The sequence below is a fragment of the Stenotrophomonas sp. MYb57 genome (genome assembly GCF_002966815.1).
Lineage (GTDB): Bacteria > Pseudomonadota > Gammaproteobacteria > Xanthomonadales > Xanthomonadaceae > Stenotrophomonas > Stenotrophomonas indicatrix.
Genome location: NZ_CP023271.1, coordinates 2,525,710 through 2,552,698, shown reverse-complemented (window position 1 = coordinate 2,552,698; position 26,989 = coordinate 2,525,710). Strand labels below are relative to the sequence as shown.

Annotated in this window: 24 protein-coding genes; 3 read left to right on the top strand and 21 right to left on the bottom strand. The window is 67.3% G+C overall.

Features of this window, described 5'->3' with window-relative positions; all coding sequences use genetic code 11:
- Positions 1–14 precede the first annotated feature (14 nt).
- Both CLM74_RS11725 and xth read left to right on the top strand, forming a co-directional pair.
- A complete protein-coding gene (locus CLM74_RS11725) occupies positions 15–1,127 on the top strand; it encodes a crosslink repair DNA glycosylase YcaQ family protein (RefSeq protein WP_059064198.1) in 1,113 nt (370 codons plus the stop codon).
- Positions 1,128–1,205: 78 nt separating this feature from the next.
- Positions 1,206–1,997 carry an exodeoxyribonuclease III gene (gene xth / locus CLM74_RS11720; RefSeq protein ID WP_105164136.1) on the top strand — a complete coding sequence of 264 codons (792 nt, stop codon included), beginning with the start codon at positions 1,206–1,208 and terminating at the stop codon, positions 1,995–1,997.
- On the opposite strand, the gene CLM74_RS11715 is transcribed toward xth, so the two are convergent.
- The 10 genes from CLM74_RS11715 to CLM74_RS11670 form a co-directional block, all read right to left on the bottom strand.
- On the bottom strand, positions 1,994–3,712 hold the full coding sequence (locus tag CLM74_RS11715) for a PAS domain S-box protein (protein WP_105164135.1): 1,719 nt from the start codon (positions 3,710–3,712) through the stop codon (positions 1,994–1,996). The genes xth and CLM74_RS11715 overlap by 4 nt on opposite strands.
- A 70-nt stretch (positions 3,713–3,782) precedes the next feature.
- The gene (locus CLM74_RS11710; protein WP_025874451.1) at positions 3,783–3,977 is read right to left on the bottom strand and encodes a hypothetical protein; all 195 of its coding nucleotides are present in this window, start codon (positions 3,975–3,977) and stop codon (positions 3,783–3,785) included.
- The gene (locus CLM74_RS11705; RefSeq protein WP_033831185.1) at positions 3,974–4,609 is read right to left on the bottom strand and encodes a DNA-3-methyladenine glycosylase; all 636 of its coding nucleotides are present in this window, start codon (positions 4,607–4,609) and stop codon (positions 3,974–3,976) included. The genes CLM74_RS11710 and CLM74_RS11705 overlap by 4 nt, the downstream gene beginning before the upstream one ends.
- A gap of 70 nt (positions 4,610–4,679) precedes the next feature.
- Positions 4,680–5,630 carry a cation diffusion facilitator family transporter gene (locus CLM74_RS11700; protein ID WP_025874453.1) on the bottom strand — a complete coding sequence of 317 codons (951 nt, stop codon included), beginning with the start codon at positions 5,628–5,630 and terminating at the stop codon, positions 4,680–4,682.
- A gap of 117 nt (positions 5,631–5,747) precedes the next feature.
- Positions 5,748–6,344: an NTP transferase domain-containing protein gene (locus CLM74_RS11695; RefSeq protein ID WP_105164134.1), complete on the bottom strand. Its 597-nt coding sequence runs from the start codon at positions 6,342–6,344 to the stop codon at positions 5,748–5,750.
- Positions 6,341–7,333, bottom strand: coding sequence for an XdhC/CoxI family protein (locus CLM74_RS11690; RefSeq protein WP_105164133.1), 993 nt, complete (start codon positions 7,331–7,333; stop codon positions 6,341–6,343). The genes CLM74_RS11695 and CLM74_RS11690 overlap by 4 nt, the downstream gene beginning before the upstream one ends.
- The gene (paoC, locus tag CLM74_RS11685) at positions 7,330–9,531 is read right to left on the bottom strand and encodes an aldehyde oxidoreductase molybdenum-binding subunit PaoC (protein WP_105164132.1); all 2,202 of its coding nucleotides are present in this window, start codon (positions 9,529–9,531) and stop codon (positions 7,330–7,332) included. The genes CLM74_RS11690 and paoC overlap by 4 nt, the downstream gene beginning before the upstream one ends.
- The gene (locus CLM74_RS11680) at positions 9,528–10,484 is read right to left on the bottom strand and encodes a xanthine dehydrogenase family protein subunit M (protein ID WP_100436358.1); all 957 of its coding nucleotides are present in this window, start codon (positions 10,482–10,484) and stop codon (positions 9,528–9,530) included. Before CLM74_RS11680 ends, paoC begins: the two co-directional genes overlap by 4 nt.
- On the bottom strand, positions 10,481–11,125 hold the full coding sequence (gene paoA, locus CLM74_RS11675; protein ID WP_032974655.1) for an aldehyde dehydrogenase iron-sulfur subunit PaoA: 645 nt from the start codon (positions 11,123–11,125) through the stop codon (positions 10,481–10,483). The genes CLM74_RS11680 and paoA overlap by 4 nt, the downstream gene beginning before the upstream one ends.
- Positions 11,126–11,269: 144 nt before the next feature.
- Complete coding sequence (locus CLM74_RS11670) at positions 11,270–14,065, bottom strand: PAS domain-containing sensor histidine kinase (protein WP_234003338.1); 2,796 nt, start codon at positions 14,063–14,065, stop codon at positions 11,270–11,272.
- Positions 14,066–14,223: 158 nt separating this feature from the next.
- Between CLM74_RS11670 and CLM74_RS11665 the strand changes: the two genes are divergently transcribed.
- Positions 14,224–15,006 carry a CHAD domain-containing protein gene (locus CLM74_RS11665; protein ID WP_105164131.1) on the top strand — a complete coding sequence of 261 codons (783 nt, stop codon included), beginning with the start codon at positions 14,224–14,226 and terminating at the stop codon, positions 15,004–15,006.
- 91 nt (positions 15,007–15,097) lie between these two features.
- Here CLM74_RS11665 and CLM74_RS11660 read toward each other — a convergent pair whose 3' ends face one another.
- From CLM74_RS11660 to CLM74_RS11610, 11 genes are all read right to left on the bottom strand, one after another.
- The gene (locus CLM74_RS11660) at positions 15,098–15,358 is read right to left on the bottom strand and encodes a hypothetical protein (RefSeq protein WP_025874461.1); all 261 of its coding nucleotides are present in this window, start codon (positions 15,356–15,358) and stop codon (positions 15,098–15,100) included.
- Positions 15,355–16,704, bottom strand: a complete 1,350-nt coding sequence (locus CLM74_RS11655; protein WP_032974658.1) for a membrane protein — start codon at positions 16,702–16,704, stop codon at positions 15,355–15,357. The genes CLM74_RS11660 and CLM74_RS11655 overlap by 4 nt, the downstream gene beginning before the upstream one ends.
- Before the next feature lie 24 nt (positions 16,705–16,728).
- Positions 16,729–17,877 (bottom strand): SPFH domain-containing protein, encoded by a 1,149-nt coding sequence (locus tag CLM74_RS11650; RefSeq protein WP_025874463.1) that lies wholly within the window; start codon positions 17,875–17,877, stop codon positions 16,729–16,731.
- A gap of 218 nt (positions 17,878–18,095) precedes the next feature.
- The gene (locus CLM74_RS11645; RefSeq protein WP_105164130.1) at positions 18,096–20,534 is read right to left on the bottom strand and encodes an aminotransferase class V-fold PLP-dependent enzyme; all 2,439 of its coding nucleotides are present in this window, start codon (positions 20,532–20,534) and stop codon (positions 18,096–18,098) included.
- Between the two features lie 201 nt (positions 20,535–20,735).
- Positions 20,736–21,269, bottom strand: a complete 534-nt coding sequence (locus tag CLM74_RS11640) for a lipocalin family protein (RefSeq protein ID WP_033831173.1) — start codon at positions 21,267–21,269, stop codon at positions 20,736–20,738.
- Between the two features lie 14 nt (positions 21,270–21,283).
- The gene (locus CLM74_RS11635; protein WP_105164129.1) at positions 21,284–22,360 is read right to left on the bottom strand and encodes a class I SAM-dependent methyltransferase; all 1,077 of its coding nucleotides are present in this window, start codon (positions 22,358–22,360) and stop codon (positions 21,284–21,286) included.
- 5 nt (positions 22,361–22,365) lie between these two features.
- The gene (locus CLM74_RS11630) at positions 22,366–23,142 is read right to left on the bottom strand and encodes a DUF1295 domain-containing protein (RefSeq protein WP_099784220.1); all 777 of its coding nucleotides are present in this window, start codon (positions 23,140–23,142) and stop codon (positions 22,366–22,368) included.
- Entirely contained in the window at positions 23,142–23,684 is a 543-nt protein-coding gene (locus CLM74_RS11625; RefSeq protein ID WP_105165002.1) for a DUF2878 domain-containing protein, read from the bottom strand. The genes CLM74_RS11630 and CLM74_RS11625 overlap by 1 nt, the downstream gene beginning before the upstream one ends.
- 1 nt (position 23,685) lies before the next feature.
- Positions 23,686–24,951, bottom strand: coding sequence for a cyclopropane-fatty-acyl-phospholipid synthase family protein (locus CLM74_RS11620; RefSeq protein WP_088100038.1), 1,266 nt, complete (start codon positions 24,949–24,951; stop codon positions 23,686–23,688).
- On the bottom strand, positions 24,948–25,715 hold the full coding sequence (locus tag CLM74_RS11615; RefSeq protein ID WP_105164128.1) for a DUF1365 domain-containing protein: 768 nt from the start codon (positions 25,713–25,715) through the stop codon (positions 24,948–24,950). The genes CLM74_RS11620 and CLM74_RS11615 overlap by 4 nt, the downstream gene beginning before the upstream one ends.
- Positions 25,712–26,989 (bottom strand): FAD-dependent oxidoreductase, encoded by a 1,278-nt coding sequence (locus tag CLM74_RS11610; RefSeq protein WP_105164127.1) that lies wholly within the window; start codon positions 26,987–26,989, stop codon positions 25,712–25,714. Before CLM74_RS11610 ends, CLM74_RS11615 begins: the two co-directional genes overlap by 4 nt.

Sequence of the window (26,989 nt, the reverse complement as noted above, 5' to 3'; positions counted from 1 at the left end):
CCTACAATCGGCCCATGCCGACCTCGCCGACCCTCGATGATCTGCGCCGCTACGCCGTAGCCCGCACGCTGTTCACGCCCACCACGTTGCTGACGGCGATCCGTCGGCTGGGCTTCGTGCAGGCCGACCCCATCCGTGCGCCCGCACGCGCCCAGGACCTGACCCTGCGGCACCGGGTGAAGGGCTACCGGGCCGGGGATCTGGAGCGCCGCTACAGCCGACTGCCGATCGAGGAAGACTTCCTCGTCAACTACGGCTTCCTGCCGCGTGAACACCTGTCCCTGATGCATCCCCGGGTGTCCCGCAGGCCATGGGACGCGAGCACGCGGCGCAAGGCAGCCGACGTGCTGGCGTTCGTGCAGGAGCGGGGGGCGGTGCATCCGCGCGAAGTCGACCAGGCGTTCGCGCATGGCCGGGTGACCAACTACTGGGGCGGCACCAGCAACGCCAGCACCCACCTGCTGGACGGCATGCACTATCGCGGCATGCTGCGCATCCATCGTCGTGACAGCGGTACCCGCATCTATGCCGTTGCGGCACATGCCCCGGCCGATGGCGGCAAGGCTGCACGCCTGCAGCGCGCCACGGCACTGATCGATCTGGTGGTGCGCAAGTATGCGCCGCTGCCTTCGGCGAGCCTCACCTATCTGGCGCGGCTTCTGGGCTATGGCGCACCGCATCTGGCGGAGGAGATCCAGCAGGCACTGCGGTTGGCGCGCGAGCAGCTGGCGGGCTGCAGCATCGATGGAACCACCTGGTACTGGCCGGCCGACGAGAACCCCCGTTCGCGGCGCTACCAGACCGATGAACAGGTGCGGCTGCTCGCGCCGTTCGATCCGGTGGCCTGGGATCGGCGACGGTTCGAACTGCTCTGGGGCTGGGTGTACCGGTTCGAGGCCTACACCCCGGCGGCCAAGCGTCGCTTCGGCTACTACGCGCTGCCGCTGTTGTGGCGCGACCAGGTGATCGGCTGGGCCAATGTCGCGGCGAAGGATGGGCAGCTGCAGCCCAGCTTCGGCTATATCGATGGCAGCGCACCAAGGGACGTGGCATTCAGCAATGCGCTGGAGGACGAGCTGGAGCGGATGGCGAACTTCCTGCCAGGGACGGGCGCGGCAACGCCGTGAACCTGCGTGTGGCGTCCTCCACGCTGCCTGCATGCCGCCTCGCCAATACTGCAGGCCCGCCGCTCGGGTACTTCCGCAATGGCTCGCCGCAAGACACTGCGCATTGCCACGTTCAACGTCAATGGCATCGGCACGCGCTTGCCGCATCTGCTGTCCTGGTTGCAGCGTGAAGCGCCCGACGTGGTGGCACTGCAGGAGCTGAAGGCGGTCGATGCCGCCTTTCCAGTCGACGCGCTGGAGCGGGCAGGGTATGGCGCACTGTGGCTGGGTGAGGCGCGCTGGAACGGGGTGGCGATACTGGCCCGCGATGCCATGCCGATCGAAAGCCGGCGCGGCCTGCCCGGCGAACCGGCCGATACGCAGAGCCGGTACCTGGAAGCTGCCGTGCATGGCGTTGTGGTTGCGGCGCTGTACCTGCCCAACGGTAATCCTCATCCGGGGCCGAAGTTCGACTACAAGCTGCGATGGATGCAGCGGCTGATCCGCCATGCGCGCACCCTGGTCGATCTTCCGCACCCGGCACTGCTGCTGGGGGATTTCAATGTCATTCCAGACGACGAGGATGTGTACGACCCGGCCTCGTGGCGGCGCGATGCGCTCATGCAGCCGGAGGTCCGCGATGCCTTCCAGCAGCTGCTGGCGCAGGGGTGGACCGACGCCCTGCGCGCGGTTCATGGCGACCAGCGCATCTACACCTTCTGGGACTATTTCCGCCAGCACGCCGAACGCGATCGTGGCCTGCGCATCGATCATCTGCTGCTGAACCCGGTACTGGCCAAAGGGCTTGAGGATGCCGGTGTCGATCGTTGGGTGCGGCTGCAGGAGAAGGCCAGCGATCATGCCCCTGTGTGGGTCACCGTTACCCGCTAGTCGGCGCTGCCCGGCGGACGCATCTCGCGACGTACCCTGGCCCGCGTGCGATACAGCCGGCTGTCGGCCTTGTGGATGGTTTCGGCCACGGGTTCGCCGGGGACGTTGACGGCGGCGCCCATCGAGAACGCGGTGGGAGCACGCGCGGCGTTGCCCGCGTACCAGGCTTCCAGCGCAGCCAGCCGCCCGGCCGCCGGTTCGATCAGCGCCACCAGGAACTCGTCGCCGCCCAACCGCACTGCCGCCTCATTGGCCTGCAGCGGCGCGCGCAGGAAGTCGGCGAACTCGACCAGCACCGTGTCGCCGCGACGGTGCCCCAGGGTGTCGTTGACCTGTTTGAAGTGATCCAGGTCGAACACCAGGCAGGCCCACGACCGTGAGGCGACGTCATCGAGCCGATGCAGGTACCGGCGGTTGTGGCACTGGGTCAGCGGATCCTTCAGCGACAGTTCGCGCAAGCGCTCTTCCTGAAGGCGCAGCGCGGTAACGTCCTGGGCGTGGCCGAGCACGAACGGCGGATGGGTCTCGGTGTCCAATACGTTGTTGTAGGCCCAGTAGCGGCGGGTGCCATCGGCGGCGAGCAGTTCGATCACGCCTGCGTCGGTATGGTTGGCTTCGATGCGCCGCAGGTAGGCCTTGAACGCCTCGCGCTTTTCCGGCGGCATCAGGTCGCACAGGCTGCGGCCAACCATCTCGCTTTCCGGGTAGCCCAGCGACTGCACGGCTGCCGGATTCACCGATGTCACGGTGCCGTCCAGCGTGTGCGTGCAGATCAGGCCCAGGCTGTAGTGGAAGAGACGGCGATAACGCACTTCGCTGGCTTCCAGCGCGTCCACCACCGCGCGTTCTTCGGTGATGTCCTGGATGGCACCGACCAGCCGTGGCATGCCCTCCACCTGTTGGCGGGTGCCCACCACGCGGGTCCAGATGCTGCGGCCATCGGCGGTTGTCATCGGCAGCTGCACTTCCCAGGGCGTGCCCTGTTCGGTGCAGCGCTGCACCGCCGCCTGGATGATGCTGCGGCTGTCCGGACGATAGAACGACAAGGCCGATTCGAATGTCGGCTGGTAGCTGGAACGCACGCCGTGGATCTGCTTGGTCTCGCGCGTCCAGCGCACTTCGCGGGTGGCCAGCTCCAGCTCCCAGCCGCCGACCTTGGCGGCGGTATTGGTACGCTCCAGGAAGTCCTCGCTGCGCTTGAGATCGCGATGCAGCGCCTGTGCCTGGTCGATCTGCCGCAACAGCGCACTGCGCTGCTCCAGCACCTGGGTCGTGACCCGGCCAAGATGGACCATCAGCTCACGTTGCGACGGTGACAGCACGCCAGGCAAGGTGTCGAGCAGGCACAGCGTGCCGATGCGCGCGCCATGGGCAGTGGCCAGAGGGATACCGGCATAGTGGCGCACCCTGGGCCCGGCGGTGACCAGCGGGTTGTGGGCGAAGCGCGGATCCTGCCGCGCATCCGGAATCTCCAGCAGCGCGTCCTGTTCGATGGCGTAGGTACAGAACGAGATGGAGCGCGGCGTTTCGCTGACATCGCCCAGGCCGATGCTGGATTTGAACCATTGCCGTTGCTCGGCAACGATGGAGACCAGGCCGATGGGCATGCCGGTGGCGGTGCGCGCGGCGGCGACGATGGCATCGAACACCGGCTCGGGCGGCGTATCGAGCACGCCCAGCCGTTCGATTTCGCGAAGTCGGGTGGCCTCATCCATGGCTGTCCACGCTAGTACCCGGTCTGTTAGCGCCCTGCGTACGGCAGTGATGCCGTCGTGATGCGCCTGCTCATGGCTGTTGCAGGGACGCCTGCAGGGCGCTGGCCAACGCGGCGTCACCGGAGACGAGGTCTTCCCAGCGCAGTTCCAGGCCCTTCCGCCGTCCCTTCTCGACCAGCTTCAGTCCGCTCGGGTCCAGGGTCAGCGTATAGGCCTGGCCGGCGATGGTCAGTTCACGGCGCAGCGGTTTGTCGAGAGGTGTCATCGGGGGCTCCTTCGCGTTGAGGCGCGGGCAGGACGCACTGAAACGTGACGATGATCGCGAACATGCCAGCGCCAAGGAAAGTCCACTGCCCGGGTGATGCCGATGCGTGGGCCTACCACCGGATCGTCGGGGGGCCGCGTGCCGTCATCCACGAGGGTGATGCCGTGGCTGGCGGTGACCAGATCGGCGCCATCAACGCGCCGGTCCAGGCCGAACGCCTGCGACAGTTTGCCGGGACCGCTGGCGAGGTCGTGATCGTGGCGGGCAGCTGGCCGCAGTGGGTACATCCGTTCCTGTCCGGCCACCGGCTCTGCCGCGCGCAGCAGTACCGCAACACCCTCGCCGACCTCGCCGCAGACCACATTGCTGCCCCAGTGCATGCCGTAGGTGAAATACACATACAGGTGCCCGGCCTCGCCAAACATGCTGGCGTTGCGTGCGGTCCTGCCACGATACGAATGGGCAGCCGGATCCTCACTGCCGGCGTAGGCTTCGACTTCGACGATACGCGCTGCACGGCCGTCGCTGCGCACCAGCAGCTTGTTGAGCAGGTCCGGTGCAACCACCGTCGACGGGCGCCGGTAGAAGGTACGGGGTATCGGTATCCAGGTATCCGGCAGCCAATCCATCATGTTGCGGCAGTGCTCGCTTCCCAAGCCTGCTTCAGTGTGGCCTGCAGCGGGTGAAGCCGCCGCCATTGATTCACTCCGGGTCAGCCAGCGCCGCGCGCCGTCTGGCGAAGACTTCCGGCGTCTGCGGTTTCACGAACAGCGCCACCAGTTCCGGGAACTCCTGCTTCACCGCACCCTCGATGCGGGTGATGCAGGCTTCGATCTGCGGGGTGGTGCGGTCGTCCTCGAATTCGGCGCTGAGCATGGCCACCACCTGTTCCGGGCCCATCTGCATGGTGGTCACGCCATTGGCACGGCGCAGGTCCGGATCGGTCACGGCCACCGCCATGATGCGCTGGGCAACGGCCGGGTGCGCAGGCTCGCCCACCAGCAGGCCCTTGGTTTCCCGCGCCAGCAGGAACGCGGTCAGCGCCAGCACGCCGGCAATGCACAACGAGGCGACCCCATCCAGTACCGGCATTTCCAGCAGCTGCGCGGCCAGCAGCCCGACCAGGGCAAAGCCGAGGCCGAGCAGGGCGGCACTGTCCTCCAGCAACACGGTGAAGGTGGAGGGGTCCTTGCTGCGGCGGAACGCCTCGAAGTAGCCCAGCGTGCCCTTGCTGCGCCGGAACTCGCGCAGTGCAACCCACCAGGAGGCGCCTTCGAACAGGATGGAAATACCCAGCACGCTGTAGCTGATGGCGTGGTTGGTGGCCGGTTCCGGCTGGCGGATGTGCTGGATGCCCTCATAGGCCGACACACCGGCGCCGGCGGCAAAGACCAGCAAGGCGACGATGAAGCTCCAGAAGTACAGCTCGCGACCGTAGCCGAACGGGTGCAGGGTGTCGGGGGCCTTTTCGGCACGGCGCAGACCGTACAGCAGCAGCACCTCGTTGAGGGTATCGACCAGCGAATGCACGCCTTCGCTGAGCATCGCGGAGCTGCCGGACAGGCCGGCGGCGATGAACTTGGCAACGGCGATGGCGAGGTTGCCGGCCAGCGCGGCGTAGATGACAAGGCGGGAGCCTGAGGGTGCGGCCATGTGCGGGAATGCTGGCAGGTAGCGGGCGCACCATCCTGCGCGGCGGAGCGTCCGCGCAGCGTGTATGCCGAGCGCCCGCGCAGCGCGGTCTGGCCAGTTCAACTGTCGCCGCCGCCCTCAGGCGGACGCAGGATCCAGCCAGCCGAGCGCGCGCGCCCGGCGCAGGTCCTCGGGGGTATCGATATCGCATTCCAGCCCGGCGCCGGAGCAGCGCGCAATGCCTTCGGTCTGCCGCAGCCGCCGGCCAAATCCCCCGTCTGCAGGTTGCGGTCCTGTGCCGGCAAACCAGCTGCCCGGCACCACCGCCGGCACGCCGATGGTGTCGCCCAGTACCGTGGCCGCGCAGCCGGACGGTGCGGCGGCTGCCGCGCCCAGCAGTGCGTGCAGGTGCTCCACGCGCAGCGTCGGTTGATCGCAGATCATCACCAGCACCCTGGCGGCGCTGTGCACGTGGGTGGCGGCCAGCGACAGGCTGCCGCCGATACCGAGCCCAAGGTTGGGATTGTGCAGCCGCTGTGCCGGCAGGCCGTGCAGTTCTTCTTCGAAGCGTGGGTGCTGGGGCAGTACCACCACCAGCGTGTCCGGCGATGTTTCCAGCGCCAGCCGCACGCTGCGTCGCAACAGCGTCTCTCCGCCTGCGCGCAGCAGCTGCTTGGGCTGCCCCAGGCGCTGGCTGCACCCGGCCGCGAGCACCACGGCCGCATGCCCGGTCATGGCGTGGCCAGGGGCGTTCCGTGCCGCCATGCCTGCAGCTGCGCGGCAATGCTCAAGGCAATCGCTTCGGGACCACGTCCGCCCAGTGGCAGGCCGATCGGTGAGCGCAGGCGCGGTTCCAGCGCACGGCGCGTATGGGTATCCAGTACGCTGAAAAGGTCGTCCTTGCGACGGCGTGGCCCCAACAGCCCGATGAAGGGCACGCGCGAGCCTGCCAGCCGTTCGAGCGCGTCACGGTCGAGCTCGAAATTGTGATGCATCACGAGTGCGGCATCGGCCACGCTGGCGGCAGCGGAAGAACAATACGAACCAGCGGCAAGGGGCAGATGCTCGCGCCAGCGGAGTCTCGGTTCTTCGACATGCGGGCACCAGCCCAGCTGGTCCAGCAGTGGCAGCAGAAGCGCCGCCTCCGGGCCTGCTCCGTGCACGTGCACGACAGGCGACCGGTGCCACTGCAGCCGCCAGCGGTGGCTGCCGTCCAGCGACTGCGGGGCGGCAGGGGGCACCGTGCGGGTGAAGGTGAAGCCGGCGCAGCGGGCGTCCAGCCGTCCATCAGCCTGCAGTGCCAGGTGCAGCGTATGCGGCCCTTGCAGCCAGGCATCGAGAAGCTGTTCGATGCCGCCGAGCTGCGGCAATGGAAGCAGTGCCAGCCACTGGCGACCCCGGCATCCGGTGGCATTGCCGGAGAACAGCGCAGCGTCGTCGCGGTTGTCGATCTCCATCCATGCGATGCGCCCGGCATCCACCGCGTTGTCGGCCTGTCGCGCCAGCTCCGGTTCCAGGCAGCCGCCGCTCAGCCAGCCCACCTGTCGACCCGGTTCGAACAGCGCACAGGTGCCCGCGCGGCTGTAGCTGGACCCTTCCGTCTGCAGCACCACTGCCAACGCAGCCGCGTGGCCGGTACGCGCCGCGTCGGCGGCGGCCTGCAGCACCGGGCGCGGGTTGCCGCCGTCCAGGTCCAACGGGGCAGGGCAGAGCGCACTGGTCATGCGATGTCCGGCAGGCCGGCGAGCAGCTTGTCCAGGGTCAGTGGATAGTCGCGCACGCGGATTCCGGTCGCGTTGTACACCGCGTTGGCCACTGCCGCGCTTACGCCGCACAGGCCCAGCTCGCCAACGCCCTTGGCCTTCATCGGCGACGACACCGCATCGCTTTCATCGAGGAACACCACCTCCTGGTGCGGCACGTCGGCATGTACGGGTACTTCGTAGCCGGCCAGGTCGTGATTGACGAAGAACCCCAGCCGCCGATCCACCACCAGTTCCTCCGACAGCGCTGCGCCGATGCCCATCGTCATCGCGCCGATCACCTGGCTGCGCGCGGTTTTCGGGTTGAGGATGCGGCCGGCTGCGCACACGGCCAGCATGCGGCGGATCCGGCTTTCGCCCGAGGCCACATCCACGCCCACCTCGACGAAATGCGCGGCGAAGGTGGACTGCTGGTACTTCTCCTGCAGCGTGTCGAACTCGATGCTGTCTTCGGCCACCAGCTCGCCGGCCTGAGCGGCATCGGCAAGGGCGCGGCTGCGGCCCCCTGCGGTCACCTTGCCGGCTTCGAACTGCGCTGCCGCCGGGTCCATTCCCAGCGCCTGCGCGACCTTCGTACGCAGTGCCATGCATGCGGCGTAGACGCCCGCGGTGGAGCTGTTGGCGCCCCACTGGCCACCGGAGCCGGCAGCCACGGGATAACGGGAATCGCCCAGCTTGACCGTGACCTGCTGCAACGGAACGCCGAGCATTTCCGCGGCCGTCTGGCCGATGATGGTGTAGCTGCCGGTGCCGATGTCGGTCATGTCGGTTTCCACGGTGACCTGGCCATCAGCGGCCAGGCGCACGCGTGCGCCGGATTTCATCACCAGGTTGTTGCGGAAGCCTGCGGCCACGCCCATGCCGACCAGCCAGCGTCCATCGCGCACGGCGCCCGGGGTGGCGCTGCGCCGCTGCCAGCCGAACCGTTCGGCGCCCGTGCGCAGGCACTGCACCAGCTGCCGCTGTGAAAAGGGGCGCTCGGGATTGGACGGGTCGACCTGGGTGTCGTTGCGGATACGGAATTCGATCGGGTCCAGGCCGAGCTTGATGGCCATTTCGTCCATGGCGATTTCCAGCGCCATCAGTCCCGGCGTTTCGCCCGGCGCGCGCATGGCATTGCCTTCGGGCAGGTCGAGGGTGGCCAGGCGCAGTGCGGCCAAGCGGTTGGGCCCCGCATACAGCAAGCGGGTCTGCTGCACCGCTTCCTCCGGCGAGCCCCCTGGCAGGTTGCCCGACCATGATTCGTGACCGATGGCGGTCAGGCTTCCTTCCGGCGTTGCGCCCAGCCGGATGCGCTGCAGCGTGGCCGGGCGGTGCGTGGTATTGTTGGCGATCAGCGGCCGCTGCAGGGCCACTTTCACCGGCCGCTTGGCAGCGCGTGCGGCGAGCGCGGCCAGCAGCGCATCGGAGCGCAGGAACAGCTTTCCGCCAAAGCCGCCGCCGATGTAGGGCGACACCAGCCGCACCTTGTCCTTGGCGATGCCCAGTGTGCGGGCCAGATCGGTGCGGCCCCAGTCGATCATCTGGTTGGAGGTCCACACCGTCAGCTGGTCGCCTTCCCAGGCGGCCATCGTCGCGTGCGGCTCCATCATTGCGTGCGACTGGTCCGGCGTGTGGTAGGTCGCATCGAGCGTAACCGCCGCCTGGCTGAAGGCCTTCTCGAAATCGCCGACGCGCGCATCGGGCTCCGGCGTCTGCAGGGAAGCGCCTGCCTGCTTGGCCTCCGCTAGATCGAAGCGGCCGCGCTGCGGGGCATAGCGGATGCGGATCTGTCCGGCCGCAGCCCGGGCCTGTTCGAACGTTTCGGCCACCACCACCGCCAGTGCCTGGTGATAGTGGTGCACCTTCGGACCACCCAGCAGCGGCGCCGCGTTGCGCTTGACCGGATGCAGCGGCCCGGCGGTGTCGGCGGTGACGATGGCCAGAACGCCGGGCGAGCGCCGCGCTGCGTCCAGCTCCATGCGGGTCACGGTGCCGGTGGCAATGCCCGCCCCGACCACCACGCCATAGGCGGGGGCGGACGGGGTGGCGTCATGCCATTCGTGTGCGTAGGTGGCCTTGCCGGTGACCTTCAACGGGCCGTCGATGCGATCGTGCGGCTTGCCGATGACGGTCTGCGCATCGATCGGATTGCGACCTGCGGGGGTGTCGAATTTCATGCCTCGGCCCTCACGTCCTGCAGGATGGAAGCCAATGTGCGTTCGGCCAGCGCTAGTTTGAAGGCGTTCTGTGCGGTGGGCGCAGCACCCTGCAGCAGCACCGACATCACGGCGGCGGCGCCCTGCGGCAGGGCCGCATCGGCCGCGGCGCTGTGCCACGGCTTGTGCGCGACACCGCCAAGGGCGATCCGGCCGCTGCCATCGGGCCGCAGGATCGCCGCCACCGACACCAGGGCGAACGCATACGATGCGCGGTCGCGCACCTTGCGGTACACGTGCACGCCACCCGGGGGCGGCGGCAGGACCACGGCGGCGATCAGCTCGCCCTTGTCCAGCACGGTGTCGATATGCGGCGTACGGCCAGGAGCGCGATACAGGGCGTCCAGCGCGATGTTCCGGCGCGATCCGTCGGCGCGGACGGTCTCCACCGATGCATCCAGCGCCATCATCGCCACCGCCATGTCGCTGGGATGGGTGGCGATGCAGTGCTCGCTGGCACCGATCACGGCCAATTGCCGGCTGAAACCTTCGCGCGCGCCGCAGCCACTGCCGGGCAGCCGCTTGTTGCAGGGCTGTGCGGTGTCGTAGAAATAGGGGCAGCGGGTGCGTTGCAGCAGGTTGCCGGCGGTGGTGGCCTTGTTGCGCAGTTGACCCGATGCGCCGGACACCAGTGCGCGGGTCAGCACCGCATAGTCGCGCCGGATGCGCCGGTCGGCCGCCAGATCGGTATTGCGTACCAGCGCGCCGACGCGCAGGCCTCCCTCGCTGGTAGGCTCGATGGTGTCCAGGTCCAGCCCGTTGACGTCGATCAGGTGGGCGGGCGTCTCGATCTCCAGTTTCATCAGGTCCAGCAGGTTGGTGCCGCCGGCAATGAACCGAGCGCCCTGGGTACGCGCCGCTGCCGCTGCCGCCTCGGCGGGAGAGCGGGCGCGCTCGTAGCTGAAAGCTCTCATGCGCTGGCCTCCCCGACGTCCTGGATGGCCTCGATGATGTTGGAATAGGCGCCGCACCGGCAGATGTTGCCGCTCATGCGCTCGCGCAGTTCTTCGGCGGTGAAGGCGCTGGGCGCGTCCAACGCGGCGCTGACGTGGCTCGGTATGCCGGCCTTGATTTCCTGCAGCACGGCGACGGCCGAGCAGATCTGCCCCGGGGTGCAGTAGCCGCACTGGAAACCGTCATGCTTGACGAAGGCCGCCTGCATCGCGTGCAGCCGGTCTGGCGTGCCGAGGCCTTCGATGGTGGTGATCTTCGCGCCCTGGTGCATCACCGCCAGCGTCAGGCAGGCATTGATGCGCCGGCCGTCCACCAGCACCGTGCAGGCACCGCACTGGCCGTGGTCGCAGCCCTTCTTGCTGCCGGTCAGGTGCAGGTGCTCACGCAGGGCGTCGAGCAGGGTGACGCGGGTGTCCAGCCGCAGCGATCGCGCTGTTCCGTTGACCTCGAAGTCCACCTGCATCAGTTCCGGTGCCCGTGCACCGGTCCGGTCCGGCTCCGCCGCAGCGACCACCGCAGGCAGGGCCATGGTGGTGGCCGATCCCGCGCTCAACTTCAGCAGTTCCCGGCGCGAAAGGGGAAGGTGTGACGGTGGGCTCATCGTGGCTCCTCGCTGGCTGCGGCAGGCTGGCTGGCGGATTCAATGCCGGGACAGCATGGCGGTGCCGCGGTAGGCATGCGGTGAAGCATGACCCGGTCGCGCATTCATCCGCTGCCGGCTGCGGCGCAACCTGCGTGGCGGCCTTCAGCCATCGCCGGCCAGCGCGATCCTTACCCGCGAGGCCAGTTCGCCGATGGTGAACGGTTTGCCGATCAAGTGAACCTGCGCATCCAGCACGTTGTTGTCGACCAGCGCGTTGCGGCTGTTGCCGGTGGCGAACAGCACCTTCAGCTGCGGATGGCGCGCGCGTGCCTGCTCGGCCAGCTGCCGCCCATTGACCTCGGGCATCACCACGTCGGTAAACAACAGCGCGACCTCAGGATGGGCCTGCAGCAGCGCCAAGGCGCTGGCGGCGCCATCTGCGGCCAGTACCCGATAGCCGAGTTCAGTGAGGGCATCGACCGAGAACGCGCGGACGGCCGCATCATCGTCCACGACGAGAATGTGCTCGCGCCCACCGTGCAGGGCCGGCGCATCGTCATCCGATGCGGCAGCGGGCATGTCGACGTCGGCCAGCAGCCGCGGCAGGTAGACCTGTACCCGCGTCCCTTTGCCGGGCGCGGAATCGAGTTTCACATGCCCGGCCGATTGCTGGACGAAGCCATACACCTGCGACAGCCCGAGCCCGGTGCCCTGGCCGACCTGCTTGGTGGTGAAGAACGGATCGAACGCGCGCGCCATCACCTCCGGCGTCATCCCGTTGCCGTCGTCGGTCACCGCGATCACGACGTAGTCGCCTGCAGGCACGCCCGCATGCGCCGATGCGGTGTCGAGGTCGACGCGCTGGTTGCGGGTCTCGATCTTCAATCGGCCGCCGGAGGGCATCGCATCGCGCGCGTTGACCGCCAGGTTCAGGACCACGTTCTCCAGCTGGTTGGCGTCGGCATGGGTCCACCACAGGCCCGCGCCGAGTGCGGTTTCAAGGATGATGCTGCTGCCAAGGGAATGCACCAGCAGGTCGGTCATGCCGGCCACCAGGCGGTTGGCATCCATCGCCACCGGCTGCAGCGGTTGCTGGCGCGAGAACGCAAGCAGGCGCTGGGTCAGCTGGGCGGCGCGCTGCGCGCCATCAAGGGCCATTTCAATGTACCGGCTGGCGCGCGCGTCGCTGTCGCCGAGGCGCAGCGCCAGCAGGTCGAGCGGCCCGATCACCGTCGCCAGCATGTTGTTGAAGTCGTGGGCGATACCACCGGTCAGCTGGCCGACCGCCTCCATCTTGCGGCTCTGCCGAAGCGCCTCTTCCACCCGCAGGCGCTCGGCGACTTCGGCCCGCACACGTGCCTCCAGCTGCCCGTTCAGCTCCTGCAGGCGCGCATCGGCGGCCTTCCGCGCGGTGATGTCGATGGCCACGCCCAGCACGCGCACGCACCTGCCGAACTCGAAGATGCCGCGGCCCTTGGCTGCGACCCAGCGGACGATGCCATCCTCCTTGCCGACGGTGCGGTACTCCACGTCATAGGTCTCACGCCGCTCGGGATCGCAGGCGGCGGCGAACGCGGCCAGGGTTGCCGCGCGGTCGTCCGGGTGCAGCCCGGCACGGAAGTCGTCCATGGTCACCGGCGCACCGGCGGAGATGCCGAACATGGCCTTGGTGCGCGCCGGCCAGATCAGCACGTCCTGCACCATGTCCACGTCCCAGAACCCTTGCTCGCCTGCTTCGGTGGCCAGCCGCAGGCGCTCTTCGCTGTCGGCCAGCGCCGCTTCGGCGGCCTTCCGACCGGAAAGATCCAGCATGGCCCCGATCATCCGCAGCGGGGTGCCATCGGCGTCGCGCAGGACCGTTCCGCGATCCAGCACTGACGCATAACTGCCATCCGCGCGCTGGAAACGGTACTCGTCCGTCCAGCCGCTGCCGTTCCCGTCTATCACGGCGTGGATGCCGTGATCGATGCGTGCGCGGTCATCGGGGTGGATGTGCTGCAGCCACCATTGCGCGGTCGTGTTCTTTTCCGTGTGGCCGAACAGGCTGGCCAGCGCTTCGTTCCAGATCACCTGGCCATCGGCGATGCGCCAATCCCAGATGGCATCGTTGGTGGCCTGTGCGGCCAGCCGGTAGCGTTCTTCGATATCACGACGCTCGGCTTCGGCGGCCTTGCGGTCGGTGATGTCCAGCGACGTACCGACCAGGCCGATCACGGCGCCATCGGCGTCGCGCAGCGGCGATTTGGTCGACAGCCACCAGGCCCGGCGACCATCGGGAAAGCTCACTTCCTCCTCCAGCTGCTCACTGTTGCCGCTGGACATGATGCGCTCGTCGGTCGCCATCACCGACGCCGCCTGGGCGGGGTCGCCCAACAGCTCGGCATCGGTGCGCCCGATATATTCTCCCGGCGGCAGGCCGATCAGCTCGGTGGTGCCGTGGTTGCCGATCAGCAGCCGGCCTTGCCGGTCCTTGGCATACATCACGCCCGGTGCAGCCTCCACGAACGAGCGCAGCAGCGCCTGCGCCTGGTCGCGCTCGGCCTCGACGCGCAGGCGCTCATCGATGTCGATCAGCACGCCCGGGAAACCCAGCGCGCGGCCCTGAGCATCCAGATCGACCCTGCCGATGCTTTCCAGCCAGTGGTAGCTGCCATCGGTGGCGCGCGCGCGGTACTGGTGGGCAAAGCGCCCGCCCGTCTGCACGGTCTGCTCAATCGCCGCCGACAGTGCGGGCAGGTCATCGGGATGCACGGCGCCCAGTACGTCCTGCAGGTGCAGTTTCCGCTGCGCCATTGCCGGGTCCAGGCCGAAGGCGCGGGCCAGGGCTTCATCGACCGTGAGCTGGTCGGCCTGGACGTCCCAGAACCAGGTGCCGACGATGGCCCCGGCGGCCAGTGCCATGTTGACGCTGTCGGTGGCCCGGCTGTCGCGGGTCGCAAATGAGGGCAGGGGCGTCACGTTGATCTCGAGCGGGAGGAGGGGTGCTGCGCCAGCGTGGCGGGATCAGCACGGGCGAAGGGGCGCAAGTGTAGGCAGCGCCGCGTCACGGCTGCGTGGTGCCGGTGCCCGACGGGGAGCAGGCTACACTGCGGCTCCCATCCCGGCAGGGAACATCGATGTCCGCAGCAGAAGCCGGCGAGGCCTTTCGCCAGAGAGCGCTGCATGAGGGTGCCGCGATCGCTGCGGCGTTGTCGTCGGCATCCGACCCGCGTCCGGCCATCCATTCCGCGCGCAAGGCCATCCGCCGATTGCGCTCCCTGTTGGCGCTGCTGGAGCACGCAGCGCTGGACGTCGAGGCTGCCGACCTGGGATTGAAGCGCCTGGGTGATGGCCTGTCCCGCCTCCGTGATGCGCATGTGGTGGTCGAGGTCGCCCGGCAACTGCAGGGGCGGGTTGCCGATCCGCGATGGAACGGCGTCATCCGGATGCTGGTCCTGCGTCGTGAGGGGCTGCTGCAGGCGACCCTGCAGCGTGACCCGGGGTTTGCACGCCGCCTGCGTGTCCTGGCAGCGGTGCAGCAGCAGTTGGCGGTCCAACCCTGGCATCAGCTGCGGCGTGGCCCGCTGCGCCAGAATCTTGAGCGTAGCTGGCGCCGCGTGGACAAGGCTGCCGCACGGGCGAAACGCGACGGCGGTGCCGCGGCGGTCCACCGCTGGCGCCGACGCGTGCGCAGGCTGCGCATGCAACTGGATATCGCCTGCGACCTGCAGCTGCACGTGCCGCACAGCAGGCCGCTGCACGCCTCGGGGCATCGTTACAAGGCGCTGCATCGGCTCAGCGACGAGCTTGGCCGGCAGCAGGACCTGCGGCTGCTGCGCAACCTGGTGCAAGCGATGCCTGCCAGTGACGGCAAGCGCTCAGTGATGCAGCAGATCAACGGAGAGGTGGCGCCGGACTGAATCCAGGGGCATCGGGACGTACGGCCACCTGACGTTCCGGTTTGCTTCGAAGGCTGGGATGGTCCCAGCCCCCGAAGCGCTGGCGGATCGTTCAATCGTCTCCGCTGCTCACCCGCGCCACCCGCTTTCGATACTCATACACGTTGTCGCCGCGGATCCGCTTTTCCTGCGTGCCCGAGATCGAATCGACCCGGCGATCCGAGCCGGTCACCGGCTTGGCATCGATCTCGGTCTCGTGCTCGAACGAATGCGATTTGTCGGTATTGCGGTAGAAGCGATACAGCGCCCAGTACAGCGCAGTTGCGCCGGCCGGGCCTGCGGCCAACAACCAAAGACCACTGTCATCACTCATGTGCTGGCCACCAGGAAGGCAATTGCGAGGGCTTCGATGATCGTACCTGCGGTCAGCGCCGCCAGCAGCATCTTCCACTGCTGCACCGGCACGCTGCCCATGGTTTCACCGGTCCGGCCGTTCACCGCGATGTAGTGCAGCATGCCGCCGTTCCTGCCGGGCTGGTGGTACGAATACAGCCACACCGGCAGGTACATGGCCACCCAGCGGGTGCCGTGCACTTCCAGTTGCTCCTGTTCCCAGCGCACGCCACGGTCGTAACGGCGCACCGTGCCTTCCACCTGCGCGCGGGCGATCGACAGCAGCTGGTCTTCCAGGCGCGGCCGCAGCTTTTCGACGTCCAGGTTGCGCTTTTCCGAAGTGAACCCGGCCAGGTACGAGGCGTTCCACTTCACCGCGTTCTTGGTGTCGAACGGCAGAATCGTGTTGATGATGTTGTTGGTGTTGGCGCGCGTGTCCAGGTTGCCGCGCTCGGCAGAGGATTCCAGCGGCAGGTCGTCCACGGTGAAATCGACCTGGCGTTCCACCTGGTAGATATCCGCGTCGTAGTAGGTCTGCTTGTTCTTCTCGGTGCCACGGGTGTACTCGCGGGTCTTGATCTCACCCTTGCCAGCCACCGCTGCGCTGACATTGCCGTCGACGATCATGTAGGGCAGGTACACGCCCACCACGTTTTCCGGGGTGAACTGTTCCTTGAACGCCTTGAGCGCGAACATCCGGCGCTTGTCGACGAACTGGCGGATGCGCGCGACCGCATCCTCCTTCTTGATATGGAACGGCAGCACGGCGTCGGGCACCGCGCCGTTGGCGATCTGTTCGTTCACGCCGAACACATGCCGGCACCAGTGGCAGCGCGCCGTCATCGTGCTTTCGGTGTTGACCGTGACTTCGGCGCCGCAACCGGTGCACTTGAAGGTCATCAGTGCCGAGGTGTCGGCATCGATATCGCGTGCGCCCGATGCAATGACGGTGCCACGCAGCTGGTCGATGGCTTCGCCCAGCCCGAATTCCTCCTCCACCCGCGCGCCATGCCACTGGTGACGGCAGTACAGGCAGACCAGAATGTCGGTGCCCAGCTTGGGCCGTATGTCGGTGGCGCCGCACTTGGGGCAGCGGTTGAGGCCGTCTTTCAGTTCGGCCGCAGCGGTGTCGATGGCGACCGGGTCGGGCGCCTCGACTTCGTTGCGGATGGCCTCAGGCAGCTTGGAAGTATCCAGCGGGAAGCTGCCGGGCAGGGGAGGGACATCCTGCGGCGAACCGGGGCCGTCCAGCACCGCCGCCGGCAGGGGCGGGGGTGCTGAAGCGGAACCGGGCAGCGGCGGAGGCGTGTTTCTGGGATCGGACATGGTGGTTGCGCGTCCTGCGTCTTCTTACAGTCCCAGCGCCTTGGCCTTCAGCGCGTCGTAGTCGGTCTGGGTGATCAGGCCCAGGTCGAGCATTTCCTTGGCCTTCTTCAGCTTGGCCACCGGATCGTCGGCGGCAGGGGCGGCCGGGGTTGCCGGCTGCTGCAGGTTGCCCGCGCCGAACATGCCCGATGCCATGCCCACGCCGACAAGCCCGGCGGCACCGCCGTTCTCACCGGCGGACTGGATGCCCTGGGCGACGCTGGCCTGCAGGTTGGAATTGCCACGCGAGCCGGACAGCGCATCGGCGCGCTGCACGGTCTTCAGCAGCTCGCGGGTGTTGGCGTCGTACTCGATCGAGACGATGGCGGTCTTGACGATGGCCAGGCCACGATCGGACTTCCACTGGTAGCCCTGTTCGACGGCGGCCGACAGGCTCTGCGCAAAGCCCAGCGAATCCTGCTGCAGCTTGGTGATGCGGTTGCCCTTGCCCGGATCGTTGGTGTACAGGCTGAACGCCGGCGCCAGCGAACCCACCACTTCATTGAACAGTTGGCTGGCAGCGGCGTTGTCCAGATCGGTGAAGTCGAATACCTGGCCCGGCCGCAGGTAGCTGGCCGGAACGAAGTTCTTCACGAACAGGATCGGGTCGACGATCTTCAGCGTGTACGAACCACGGGTGACCGCGCCGACCTGGGTGTTGAGGAAACCGTCGTCCCAGTAGATCTCCGACTGGGTGCCGAAGCGGTTGTCCGGCAGTTCCTTCAGCGAAACAAAGAAGGCGGCCTGCTGCGAGCCCGGCTGGCCGCCGAACTTGAAGCGCTCCCAGCTCTGCTTGATGAAGGTGCTGACCAGGCCGTCGCCGGCGAAGATCGACTGCGAGTTCAGATCGTCCGAACGCCACTCGTAGCCACCCGGCTCGGCCACGAAGGCAGTGATCGCGCCATCCTGGAACAGCAGCAGGCCGTAGCCCTCGGGTACGACGATCTTCGAACCGTTGCTGATGATGTTGGAGGAGCCGCTGGTGTTCGAACCGCGCCCGGCATTGGTGCCCTGCGGCACCGCCGCGAACAGGGCTGCCGTGGACGGCAGGCCGGTCGGCACGGTGTAGAAGTCCTTCCACTGGTCGGCCAGCACACCGCCGACTGCACCCTTCACCGCTTGTACCAGACCCATGACCCACTCCCTGTAGTTGCCGGACAGGCACCACGCCTGTCGTGCTCGGCTGACTATAGAGGAGGCAGGCTGCATGCGGCTAGCGGCCGGGTGTACCCCCATTCATCTCGCGTCACAGGCCAGGCTGCGGTTGATCAGGCCTGGCCGATCAGCGGCACCCGTTCCGGAGCCCATCGCCGCAATGCGACAGTCCGGCCTGGGCACGGCCCCGCAGCGGATCAAGCCTGCACAGTGCTGGCAACCCGGGGTTCCGGAGCCGGTGCCGATGATTGCTCCATCACACATTCCAGGCCTGAAGCATCTGTGTCCAGCAGGCAGGTGGCGAACAGCAGGAAGCGATAGGCATCGGTGAAATTCGATCCCAGCCCGAACGAAATCCTGACCGCACCGCAATCACCCTTCTCCAGGATCTTCTCGTCGAATGTGGTGCAGTCGAGAATCTTCCCGGTCTTGTCCAGCTCACAGTGCTCGGCGCCTGCGGTCGCGTAGGTCGCCTGCTGGACGGCGCCCAGGTTGCAGAAGCAGCCATTGCGCAGGGTGATGCCGAACCGGTCTGCGGCGCGCTTGACGCGGGCGTGCGGCAGGATGGAGCCATAGCAGTCGAAGAAGTTCAGCATCAGCGTCGCGCCCCGCTGCGCAGCGGGCGGGCCATAGATCCGGCACAGCGGCAACGCGCCGCCGATGTGGTGGCGAAGCGATGACAGCTGCGCCTGCAGCCACTCGGCCAACGCACGCGAGCGCAACGCGACCGCTTCCACTCCGCCCAGCGCAGCCACGAATTCAAAGCCTCTGGCGATGGCGGGGAAGGCGGCGTAGTTGGGCGTGCCGACTTCGAATCGCTGGCCCGCATCGCGGTACAGCAGGCGATCGGTGGGTGACCATGGCCCGGAGTAGTAGCACACGCCACCACCGGCAAACGACGGCGGTTTCAGCAGGTCGAGTGCGGCCCGCCGGGCGAGCAGGCAACCGGCACCGGTGGGGTAACCGAAGATCTTGTAGAACGACGCCACCACGAAATCGGGGTGATGACGGCCGCAGTCAAGCCGGTATTGCGGCACCAGGGCCGCCGCGTCACACAGCACCGTCGCGCCATGCGCCTGGGCCCGCTCGATCCACGCCAGATCGTGCCGGGCGCCGGTCGCATTGGATTGCGCGGGAAAAGCGAGCAGATGCGGGGCGCCGGGCTGCAGCCGCTGCAACGCGCGCCACATCAGCCCTTCATGCAACAGCAGCTCGTCATCCAGCGGAATGTACTTCACCTGGGCGCCCTTCGCCGTGGCGTACTCGCGCAAGCCGTGTACCGAGGTGTGATTGTCCTTGGTCAGCAGCGCCTGCGACCCGGCCTGGAACGGGAATGACTCGGCCACCAAGCGGATTGCGCTGCTGGCATTGGCGGTGAACAGTATCTCGTACTCCTCCGGCGTGGTTCCGAAGAAGGCGTGGATCTGCTCACACGCCCTATGAAGTGCGTCCTGGGATGCTTTCGATCCGCTGTGCGGATTGCCGAGAATCGTCCGCTTGAGTGCCTGGTAATCCTGCTCAAGCAGGCTGTCGGGCGGCAATGTTCCGCCCACGTGATCCAGATAGGTCACCTGTTGCTCATCCAGCCGCGCATATTCCTGCTGGCGCATGGCCTCGACCTGATCATGGGGATAATCGGGGTGGTCGGCGAGGAACCGTGCGCGAGCGCTTTCGAAGCCGCGCATCGCGCGCGCATCCTGCTGCAGCGGCAGGTGGAACGCCAGCAGGGGTGAGAAATCCGGTGCCCGGAGGGCGGCCTGCGCTGGAGTGTGTGCAGCATCGACACAGCCGCGCAACAACCAGGCTTCCACCTGGTAACGCCGGTCTGGCACTGCTGCATGGACGGCGTCCAGCATCGCGTCCAGATAGCGCTCCCTGCTGGGGGCGTCGCACTGGTTGAACTCCTCCAGAAGGATGCAGGCGTTGAACAGGAACTCGCGCACATCGGCGTCGCCCATGGCAAACGCGAGGGGCCGCAGTTCAGCCATCTCGCCCTCGCGCGGGGAAAGTCCTTCGATCGCGAACGCGCGTGTGATGGGCGACGGGTCGGTCAGGCTCAGGGCTGCATCCATCAGCCGGGAGGGCATGCCGAAGTGCTGCCGGGACTGTTCGCGGGCCAGCTCGAACAGCTGGTTGTAGTGGAATGCCGTGGCGTAGACCCGTCCGCCAGGGCGGAGCACGCGCCTGAACTCGCGGGCGACGCGCGCCTTGTCCGGCGGGAACATCAGGCCGAACCCGCAGACGATGACGTCGAAGCTGGCGTCGGCGAAGGGCAGCTCCGCCATGTCCACATCGGCAAGGAGGGGCACGTTGCGCTGCACCTCATCGCTCAGCACGCCGCGTGCCACGTTCACAGCGATCGCTGAGAGATCGGTGGCGACCAACCGTAGGCCGAGCGGCCTGCTCAGGTGCTGGTAAAGGTTTGCGGTGATGACCCCGGTGCCGCAGGCGACCTCCAGGACGTCGGACGCGTTGAAACCGGCCCGGATGTCGCCAGCGATCTCCTCGGCCAGCAGCTTTCCGTAGGGACCGAAAATGCGCTGGCTCAATACGCGCTCATAGAACTCCATGAACGTGCTGAGAGACCATTTCCGTTCGGATACAACCTTGCACTGATGCGGCGAGACATCCTGCATGGCACGCTCCCTGTGGCCGGAGGCCGGTGAATCTTCGCCGCCTTTATTGCATGGGAGTAAATGTCTTTAAGTGATATTAATCACATAAAGCGGGATTGATAATCCGTGAAAGGCCGGGCAGCCCTATATTCCCCCATTCATGGGGCAACGGCCGATTCGGCGCTAGCGTCATTCTGTTCTGCAACATCACTTCGCGCGGGCTCAGCGCACCGACTGCGGCACACGGCGCAGCTTGCCGGTGTCGTATCCCATTGCCTTGATGCGGGCGACCGCCTGCTGGTAGTCCGCCTCGCTCACCTGCGGCGTACGCGCCATGTACCACACGTAGTCACGCTTGCTGCGGGCCACGATGGTCTGGGTGTAGCCCTCATCCAGCCAGGCAATCAGGTATTCGGCCTGGATGGGCCAGATGAACTGCATGCCCCAGACCGCACCATTGCCGTGTTTTTCCACACGGCCCACCGGGTGCATCGACTTCTGTGGCGATTGGAAGCTGCCCTTGCGATAGGTGAAAGTGGTCTGGATGCGGCCATCGGCCTGCAGCGCGTAGCTTTCCACCGCGTCGAAGGCCTCGCGCTCGGGCCGGGACGGAATATGGGCGATGACGTACCAGTCGCCCATGAAGCGCGGCACGTCCACCTTCGGAGGCAGCGGGATGGGGCGGGTGTCGTGGCTGCTGCAGCCTGCGCCGAACAGGGCAACGGCCAGCAGCGGGAACAGCGATGCGATACGCATGAGGGCGGTCTCCTTCAACGCGGGCGGAACAGGTAGTGGGCGACCAGCCATTGCTGGCCGTCGTCGTAGCCGAACAATTCGGCGCAGGCCATCCAGAACATGCGCCAGCGCTGCCACCAGATGCGTGCCGCCACTTCGTCGCCATAGGTCTGTGCCAGCACCGGCAGCAGCTGCTCACGGGCGGCATCCTGTTTGGCCAGCCAATGGTTGGCCGTGCGCTGGTAGTGCGTGCCGTCCAGCAGCCAGCGCTGGTCCAGCACCAGGTCGCGCTGGAAGTGCAGCAGCGTGTCCGCTGCCGGCATCAGGCCGCCGGTGAAGAAATGCCGGCCCATCCAGTTGTCGTCGCCCTCGGTCTCGAACGGATACATCAGCGTGCGATGGGCGAAAATATGCACGAACAGCGCACCGTCCGGCTTCAGCCAACGGGCAATGCGGCCCAGCAGGCGGTCGTAGTTGCGGACATGCTCGAACATCTCCACCGACACGCAGCGATCAAACGCAGCGGCAGGCAGGTCCAGCTGGTTGACGTCCCGGGTGAGTACCTCGACGTTGCCGAACCCGCGCGCCTCGCACTGCGCCAGGATATGGCTGCGCTGGCTGTGCGAGTTGGACACGGCGGTGATGCGCGCGTTCGGGTAACGCTCGGCCATCCACAGCGTCAGCGAGCCCCAGCCGCAGCCCAGCTCAAGAATGTCCTGGCCGTCGGCCAATCCGGCGCGCTGCCCGTACAGCTCCAGCATCGCATCCTCGGCCTGGTCCAGCGTCTCGCGGCCGGTGCGGTAGTAGCAGCTGCTGTACTTCAGGCGATGCCCCAGGCAGCCCTGGAAGAAGGCGGCAGGCACCTCGTAATGCTGGCGGTTGGCCGCATCCACGTGCAGTGCCAGTGGGCTGCCAGCGAGCTCGGCGATACGGCGGCTGAAGCGCTGCGCCTGCTCCTCCATGCTGCCGCTCGACTCCTCGGCCAGGCGTTGCGCACACAGGCGGCGTATGCCCGCGCGCAGCGCCGCGTCGGGCAGCCAGCCACGCTCGGCCCAACCGGTAAGGCCGGCTTCCGTATCGGCAACCGGAGCAAGGGACGGGGTGCTGTTCATCGGGATCACTCCTTGGGGCTGCGCGGAAACCAGGGGAAGAACATCGGGGTACTGCGCTGGTAGTCGCGATAGTCATCGCCTCGACTGCGCAGCGCCTGCTTCTCGGTGAAGGGAACGCCACTGAGGTAGCGCAGGAACACGTACATCAGCACCGGCCCGGACCAGGCCAGCCACCACAAGGGTGAGCCGGCTGCCAGCAGTACATAGGTGAACCAGTGCAGCCACTCGAAGAAGTAATTGGGATGGCGCGTGTACCGCCACAGTCCTTGGCGGCAGGTCCGGCCCCTGTTCGCCGGGTCGGCACGGAAGCGTGCCAGCTGACGGTCGGCCAGTGCTTCGCCGCCCACGCTGAGCAGCCACACGACGACCGCCGCTGCTATCCAGCCAGGCATGTCGCTGTGGGGATTGCCGGCCACGGCCGTGAACGGCAGCGCAAACAGCACCACCAACAGCGCCTGCGCCATGAAGAAGCCGAAGATCCTGCCCTGGTGGCCGTGCCAGTGTTCGCGCAGATAGCGGTAGCGACCGTCTTCTTCCTCGCTGCGTACGCGGCGCCACAGATGCAGGGCGAGACGACTTCCCCACAGGCCACCGAGCACGGCCAGTGCGATGCGTGGCTGCAGCGCGCCATCGCCCAGCCATGCAAGCAGCAGCGCGCCTGCCGCCACGCCCTTTGCCCACAGGACATCGACGATGCCGATGTTGCGGTGCCTGCGCTGCCAGGTCCAACCCCAGGCCATGATCAGCACGGCGTACAGCAGTACCCACCACAGAATGCTCATCAGGCTGCTCCGATCAATGGGGTGTCACGATTGCTGGGCGTTCCGCGACGGGCGACGGCGCACAGCAGCGACAGTGCCACGCACCAGCCCAGCGCCAGTGTTGCCACGCCCAGCCAGGCCGGGGCGGTGAAATGTACGGCCTGGAAACCCCGCGCCGCGGACAGATACGCCAGCGGCGCCAGCAGGCCCAGGGCCACCGGCAGCATCCAGTGCCGCTGCAGGAACGCCATCGACGCCGTCAGCGTCATCGCAAAGGCCGCCCACAGCGCGAAAATCCACGGTGGCGGCACCCATCCAAGCGGTGCGGCGGAGTACTGCACAGCACCGCTGGCTGCAGCGCTGCCATCCACCAGCCAGGCACACCCCAGCGCGAGCAACAGCAGGCGCAGCTCCAAGCGTGGCCGCGTCGAGGCAAGCAACTGGCTGCCGACATAGAGCGTGGCCGACAGCAGGGCCGGCCATTGCCAGCCGCGGCCGGCTCCGGCAACGGCGCACAGCCATACCAGCTGGTTGCCGATTACGTTGACCCAGGTGCGGCGCATGTCAGCCGGCCCGTTGGCCATGGACGTCCGCCTCGGGACGGTAGCCCGGGCGTGCCAGCAGCAGATGGGACACGCCGATCGAGCGCTCGAGGAAGCCGCCCTCGCAGTAGGCCAGATAGAACTCCCACAGCCTGCAGAAGCGGTCATCGAAACCCTGCGCACGTACCGCCGGCAACTGCGCCAGGAAGCGCTGCCGCCAGGCGCGCAGGGTGAGGGCATAGGAGTGGCCGAAATCCTGCTGGGCGATCAGCTGCAGGTCGCAGGCCCGGGTCTTGGCGGCCAGGATGGCGTTGATCGAGGGAATGAAACTGCCGGGGAACACGAAGCGCTTGATGTAGTCCACGCTGCGACGCGCCTGCTCGTAGCGCTGGTCCTCGATGGTGATGGCCTGCAGCAGGGCCACGCCATCTGGCTTCAGCAGCCGCTGCAGGGTGGCCATGTAGGTGTCCAGATACTCGGCACCGATGGCCTCGATCATCTCGATCGACACCAGCTTGTCGAACTGGCCCTGCAGATCACGGTAGTCCTGCATCAGCAGGGTCACGCGCTCCTGCAGGCCCGCCTCGGCCACACGCTGGGCGGCAAGCGCGTGCTGTTCGGCGGAGATGGTGGTGGTGGTCACATGGCAGCCGTAGTGCTGGGCGGCATGCAGGGCGAACCCGCCCCAGCCGGTACCGATCTCGACGACGCGATCACCGGGTTGCAGCTGCAGCTGCTGGCAGATGCGGTCCAGCTTGCGGCGCGAGGCGGTTTCCAGCGAGTCGCCGGCATCGCTGAACACCGCCGAGGAGTACATCAGGTCCGGCGACAGGAACAGCGCGAAGAAGTCATTGCCCAGATCGTAGTGGGCGGCGATGTTGCGGCGACTGCCTTCGCGGCTGTTGCGCCGCAGGCGGTTCCAGCCGCGCAGCAGCCAGCCACCGATCCGCGCCGGCCCGCGTTCCATGCCATCCAGCAGGTCGCGGTTGCGTACCAGCAGCCGCACCAGGGCCACCAGGTCATCGCAGTGCCAATCGCCGTGGATGTAGCTCTCACCCGCGCCGACGCTGCCCTGCGCGGCCACCTTGCGGTAGAACGCCATATCGCTGATGGTCACCGTGGCCTGCAGTGCGCCGGCACGATCACCGAGGACGACCTCGCCCAAGGGGTCGCGCACCCGCAGCCCGCCTTCGCGCAGCGGCGCCAGTACCGCCAGCAGCCTCCGGCGCAGGAATGCGTCCACCGCGCCGGGGCGGGGCAGGGCAACGGAAGGATTCAGCTCGTTCATCGCGGTTTCTCGGCAAGAGCGGGGTGGTCATGCACGGGATTGCGCTTCAGCCACAGGCGCAGTGCCTGCCAGTGGATGGCGGCTACCACCTGCACGGTCATCAACGGGTAGAACGCCAGTACCCGGGCCAGGCCGCGGCCATCGAGCGGGCGTCGCTGCATGGCCTGGGTGGCATCGAACTGCCGGACACCGTCGCGCCAGACCTGCATATGTACGCGCAGGTCATCGCCGGGCGCGGTGAAGCGCCAGTCGTAGCGGCAATCCATTGGCATGAAGGGGGAAACGTGGAAGGCTTTGTCGAACTGCCAGCGCAGGGCACGCCCCTGCGGCTGTGCGCTTTCAACAGGCAGAACATAGGCGTGCCGTTCCTTCCACGGCGTGTTGGTGATGTCGGCGACGATGCAGTCCAGGGTGCTGCCGTCGGCCCGGTAGCAGTAATAGAAGCTGACCGGATTGAACACGTGGCCACCGAAGCGCAGGTGCGCCAACAGACGCACTGGGCCGTCCGGGCGCCGCCCCAGCACGGTCGCGGCATGGTCACGCACGGCGTCTGCAAGTGGTGTCTTGGGATCGCCGAGATAGTCGCTGCGGCGGAACTCTGCCAGGTTGCGTCGCCCGACCGACCACAGCCAGCGCCCGGCAAATACCTGGTCCAACTCGTCCAGGTCCAGCAGCAGCTGCGCGATGGGGTAGCGGAAGGCATGCGGATGCGGATGGTGCCGGCGGTGCACCACCTGCCCGAAGTAGAGAGCGCTGGCGCTCATGCAGCCACCTCCACCTGCAGGGGAGGCGGCGCGCCGGCGTCGCGCATCTGCAGTGCATCCACAACGCGGCGGGCACTGCGGATTCCATCTTCATGGAAGCCCCAGCCCCAGTACGCACCCGCAAACCAGGTATGCCGCCGGCCCTGCAGTTCGGCCCAGCGCCGCTGCGCGTCCACCGCAGCCGGATCATGCACCGGATGCGCGTACTGCAGACGGCGCAGCACCTTGGCCGGATCGATGGCTTCGCTGCGGTTGAGGGTCACCACCAGCGGCGTATCACCGGGCAGCCCCTGCAACAGGTTCATGCAGTAGCTGACCGTGCAGGGTGCGGTCGGGTCGCGCGGTACATGCGCGTTCCAGGCCGCCCACGCCTTGCGGTTGGCGGGCAGCAGGGAGGCGTCGGTGTGCAGTACGGCCTCGTTGGGCTGGTAGCGGATCGCGCCGAGCACCGCATGCTCGATCGGATCGGCGTCGGCCAGCAGGGCAAGGGCCTGGTCGCTATGGCAGGCCAGGATCACTTCATCGAAGCCTTCAATGCCGGTTGCGGTGTGTACGCGTGCCCCCCAGGGCATGCGCTCGACCGCATGCACCGGGCATTCCAGCCGCTCATGCACCCGCCAGCGCGCACGCAGGGCGTCCACGTAGCGCGCCGAGCCGCCCTTGACCACGCGCCAGGGCGCGCGCCCAGTCATCTGCAGCATCTGGTGATTGGCCATGAACTGCACCAGGTAACGCGCCGGGAAGTCCAGCACCTGCGCGGTCGGCGAGGACCACAGCGCCGAGGCCATCGGCAGCAGATGTTCCTGCACGAACGCTTCGCCATAGCGCTGGCTGTGCAGGTACTGGCCCAGCGTCGGGCCCTGCTCCTCGCCCAGCAGCAGGGGCGCGTCGCGATAGAAGCGCCGCAGGTCGGCCAGCATTCCCCAGAAACGCGGCGAGAGCAGGTTGCGGCGCTGGCAGAACAGGCCATCGAGCGATGTGGCGTTGTACTCCACGCCGCTGCGCTCGCTGTGCATCGAGAAACTCATCGTGGTGGGCTGCGAGTCCACGCCCAGTTCGTCGAACAACGCCGACAGCAGCGGGTAATGGTCCGGATTGAAGACGATGAACCCGGTGTCGACCGCCATCCTGCGGCCGTCCACCGTCACCTCGTGGGTGTGGGTGTGGCCGCCCAGGTAGTCGTTGGCCTCGAACAGGGTGACGTCATGCTCGCCGTCCAGCCACCACGCGCTGGCCAGACCCGCGATGCCGGAACCGATGACCGCGATACGCAT

Excerpts from the sequence above, each read along its gene's own strand:
- CLM74_RS11690 (WP_105164133.1), bottom strand. The coding sequence starts at position 7,333 with ATGACCAGTGCGCTCTGCCCTGCCCCGTTGGACCTGGACGGCGGCAAC.
- CLM74_RS11710 (WP_025874451.1), bottom strand. The coding sequence starts at position 3,977 with ATGACACCTCTCGACAAACCGCTGCGCCGTGAACTGACCATCGCCGGC.
- CLM74_RS11695 (WP_105164134.1), bottom strand. The coding sequence starts at position 6,344 with ATGACCGGGCATGCGGCCGTGGTGCTCGCGGCCGGGTGCAGCCAGCGC.
- CLM74_RS11650 (WP_025874463.1), bottom strand. The coding sequence starts at position 17,877 with ATGGGTCTGGTACAAGCGGTGAAGGGTGCAGTCGGCGGTGTGCTGGCC.
- CLM74_RS11630 (WP_099784220.1), bottom strand. The coding sequence starts at position 23,142 with ATGAGCATTCTGTGGTGGGTACTGCTGTACGCCGTGCTGATCATGGCC.
- CLM74_RS11660 (WP_025874461.1), bottom strand. The coding sequence starts at position 15,358 with ATGAGTGATGACAGTGGTCTTTGGTTGTTGGCCGCAGGCCCGGCCGGC.
- CLM74_RS11715 (WP_105164135.1), bottom strand. The coding sequence starts at position 3,712 with ATGGATGAGGCCACCCGACTTCGCGAAATCGAACGGCTGGGCGTGCTC.
- paoC (WP_105164132.1), bottom strand. The coding sequence starts at position 9,531 with ATGAAATTCGACACCCCCGCAGGTCGCAATCCGATCGATGCGCAGACC.
- CLM74_RS11705 (WP_033831185.1), bottom strand. The coding sequence starts at position 4,609 with ATGATGGATTGGCTGCCGGATACCTGGATACCGATACCCCGTACCTTC.
- CLM74_RS11645 (WP_105164130.1), bottom strand. The coding sequence starts at position 20,534 with ATGCAGGATGTCTCGCCGCATCAGTGCAAGGTTGTATCCGAACGGAAA.
- CLM74_RS11615 (WP_105164128.1), bottom strand. The coding sequence starts at position 25,715 with ATGAGCGCCAGCGCTCTCTACTTCGGGCAGGTGGTGCACCGCCGGCAC.
- CLM74_RS11680 (WP_100436358.1), bottom strand. The coding sequence starts at position 10,484 with ATGAGAGCTTTCAGCTACGAGCGCGCCCGCTCTCCCGCCGAGGCGGCA.
- CLM74_RS11665 (WP_105164131.1), top strand. The coding sequence starts at position 14,224 with ATGTCCGCAGCAGAAGCCGGCGAGGCCTTTCGCCAGAGAGCGCTGCAT.
- CLM74_RS11640 (WP_033831173.1), bottom strand. The coding sequence starts at position 21,269 with ATGCGTATCGCATCGCTGTTCCCGCTGCTGGCCGTTGCCCTGTTCGGC.
- CLM74_RS11620 (WP_088100038.1), bottom strand. The coding sequence starts at position 24,951 with ATGAACGAGCTGAATCCTTCCGTTGCCCTGCCCCGCCCCGGCGCGGTG.
- paoA (WP_032974655.1), bottom strand. The coding sequence starts at position 11,125 with ATGAGCCCACCGTCACACCTTCCCCTTTCGCGCCGGGAACTGCTGAAG.
- xth (WP_105164136.1), top strand. The coding sequence starts at position 1,206 with ATGGCTCGCCGCAAGACACTGCGCATTGCCACGTTCAACGTCAATGGC.
- CLM74_RS11610 (WP_105164127.1), bottom strand. The coding sequence starts at position 26,989 with ATGCGTATCGCGGTCATCGGTTCCGGCATCGCGGGTCTGGCCAGCGCG.
- CLM74_RS11655 (WP_032974658.1), bottom strand. The coding sequence starts at position 16,704 with ATGTCCGATCCCAGAAACACGCCTCCGCCGCTGCCCGGTTCCGCTTCA.
- CLM74_RS11725 (WP_059064198.1), top strand. The coding sequence starts at position 15 with ATGCCGACCTCGCCGACCCTCGATGATCTGCGCCGCTACGCCGTAGCC.
- CLM74_RS11700 (WP_025874453.1), bottom strand. The coding sequence starts at position 5,630 with ATGGCCGCACCCTCAGGCTCCCGCCTTGTCATCTACGCCGCGCTGGCC.
- CLM74_RS11635 (WP_105164129.1), bottom strand. The coding sequence starts at position 22,360 with ATGAACAGCACCCCGTCCCTTGCTCCGGTTGCCGATACGGAAGCCGGC.
- CLM74_RS11625 (WP_105165002.1), bottom strand. The coding sequence starts at position 23,684 with ATGCGCCGCACCTGGGTCAACGTAATCGGCAACCAGCTGGTATGGCTG.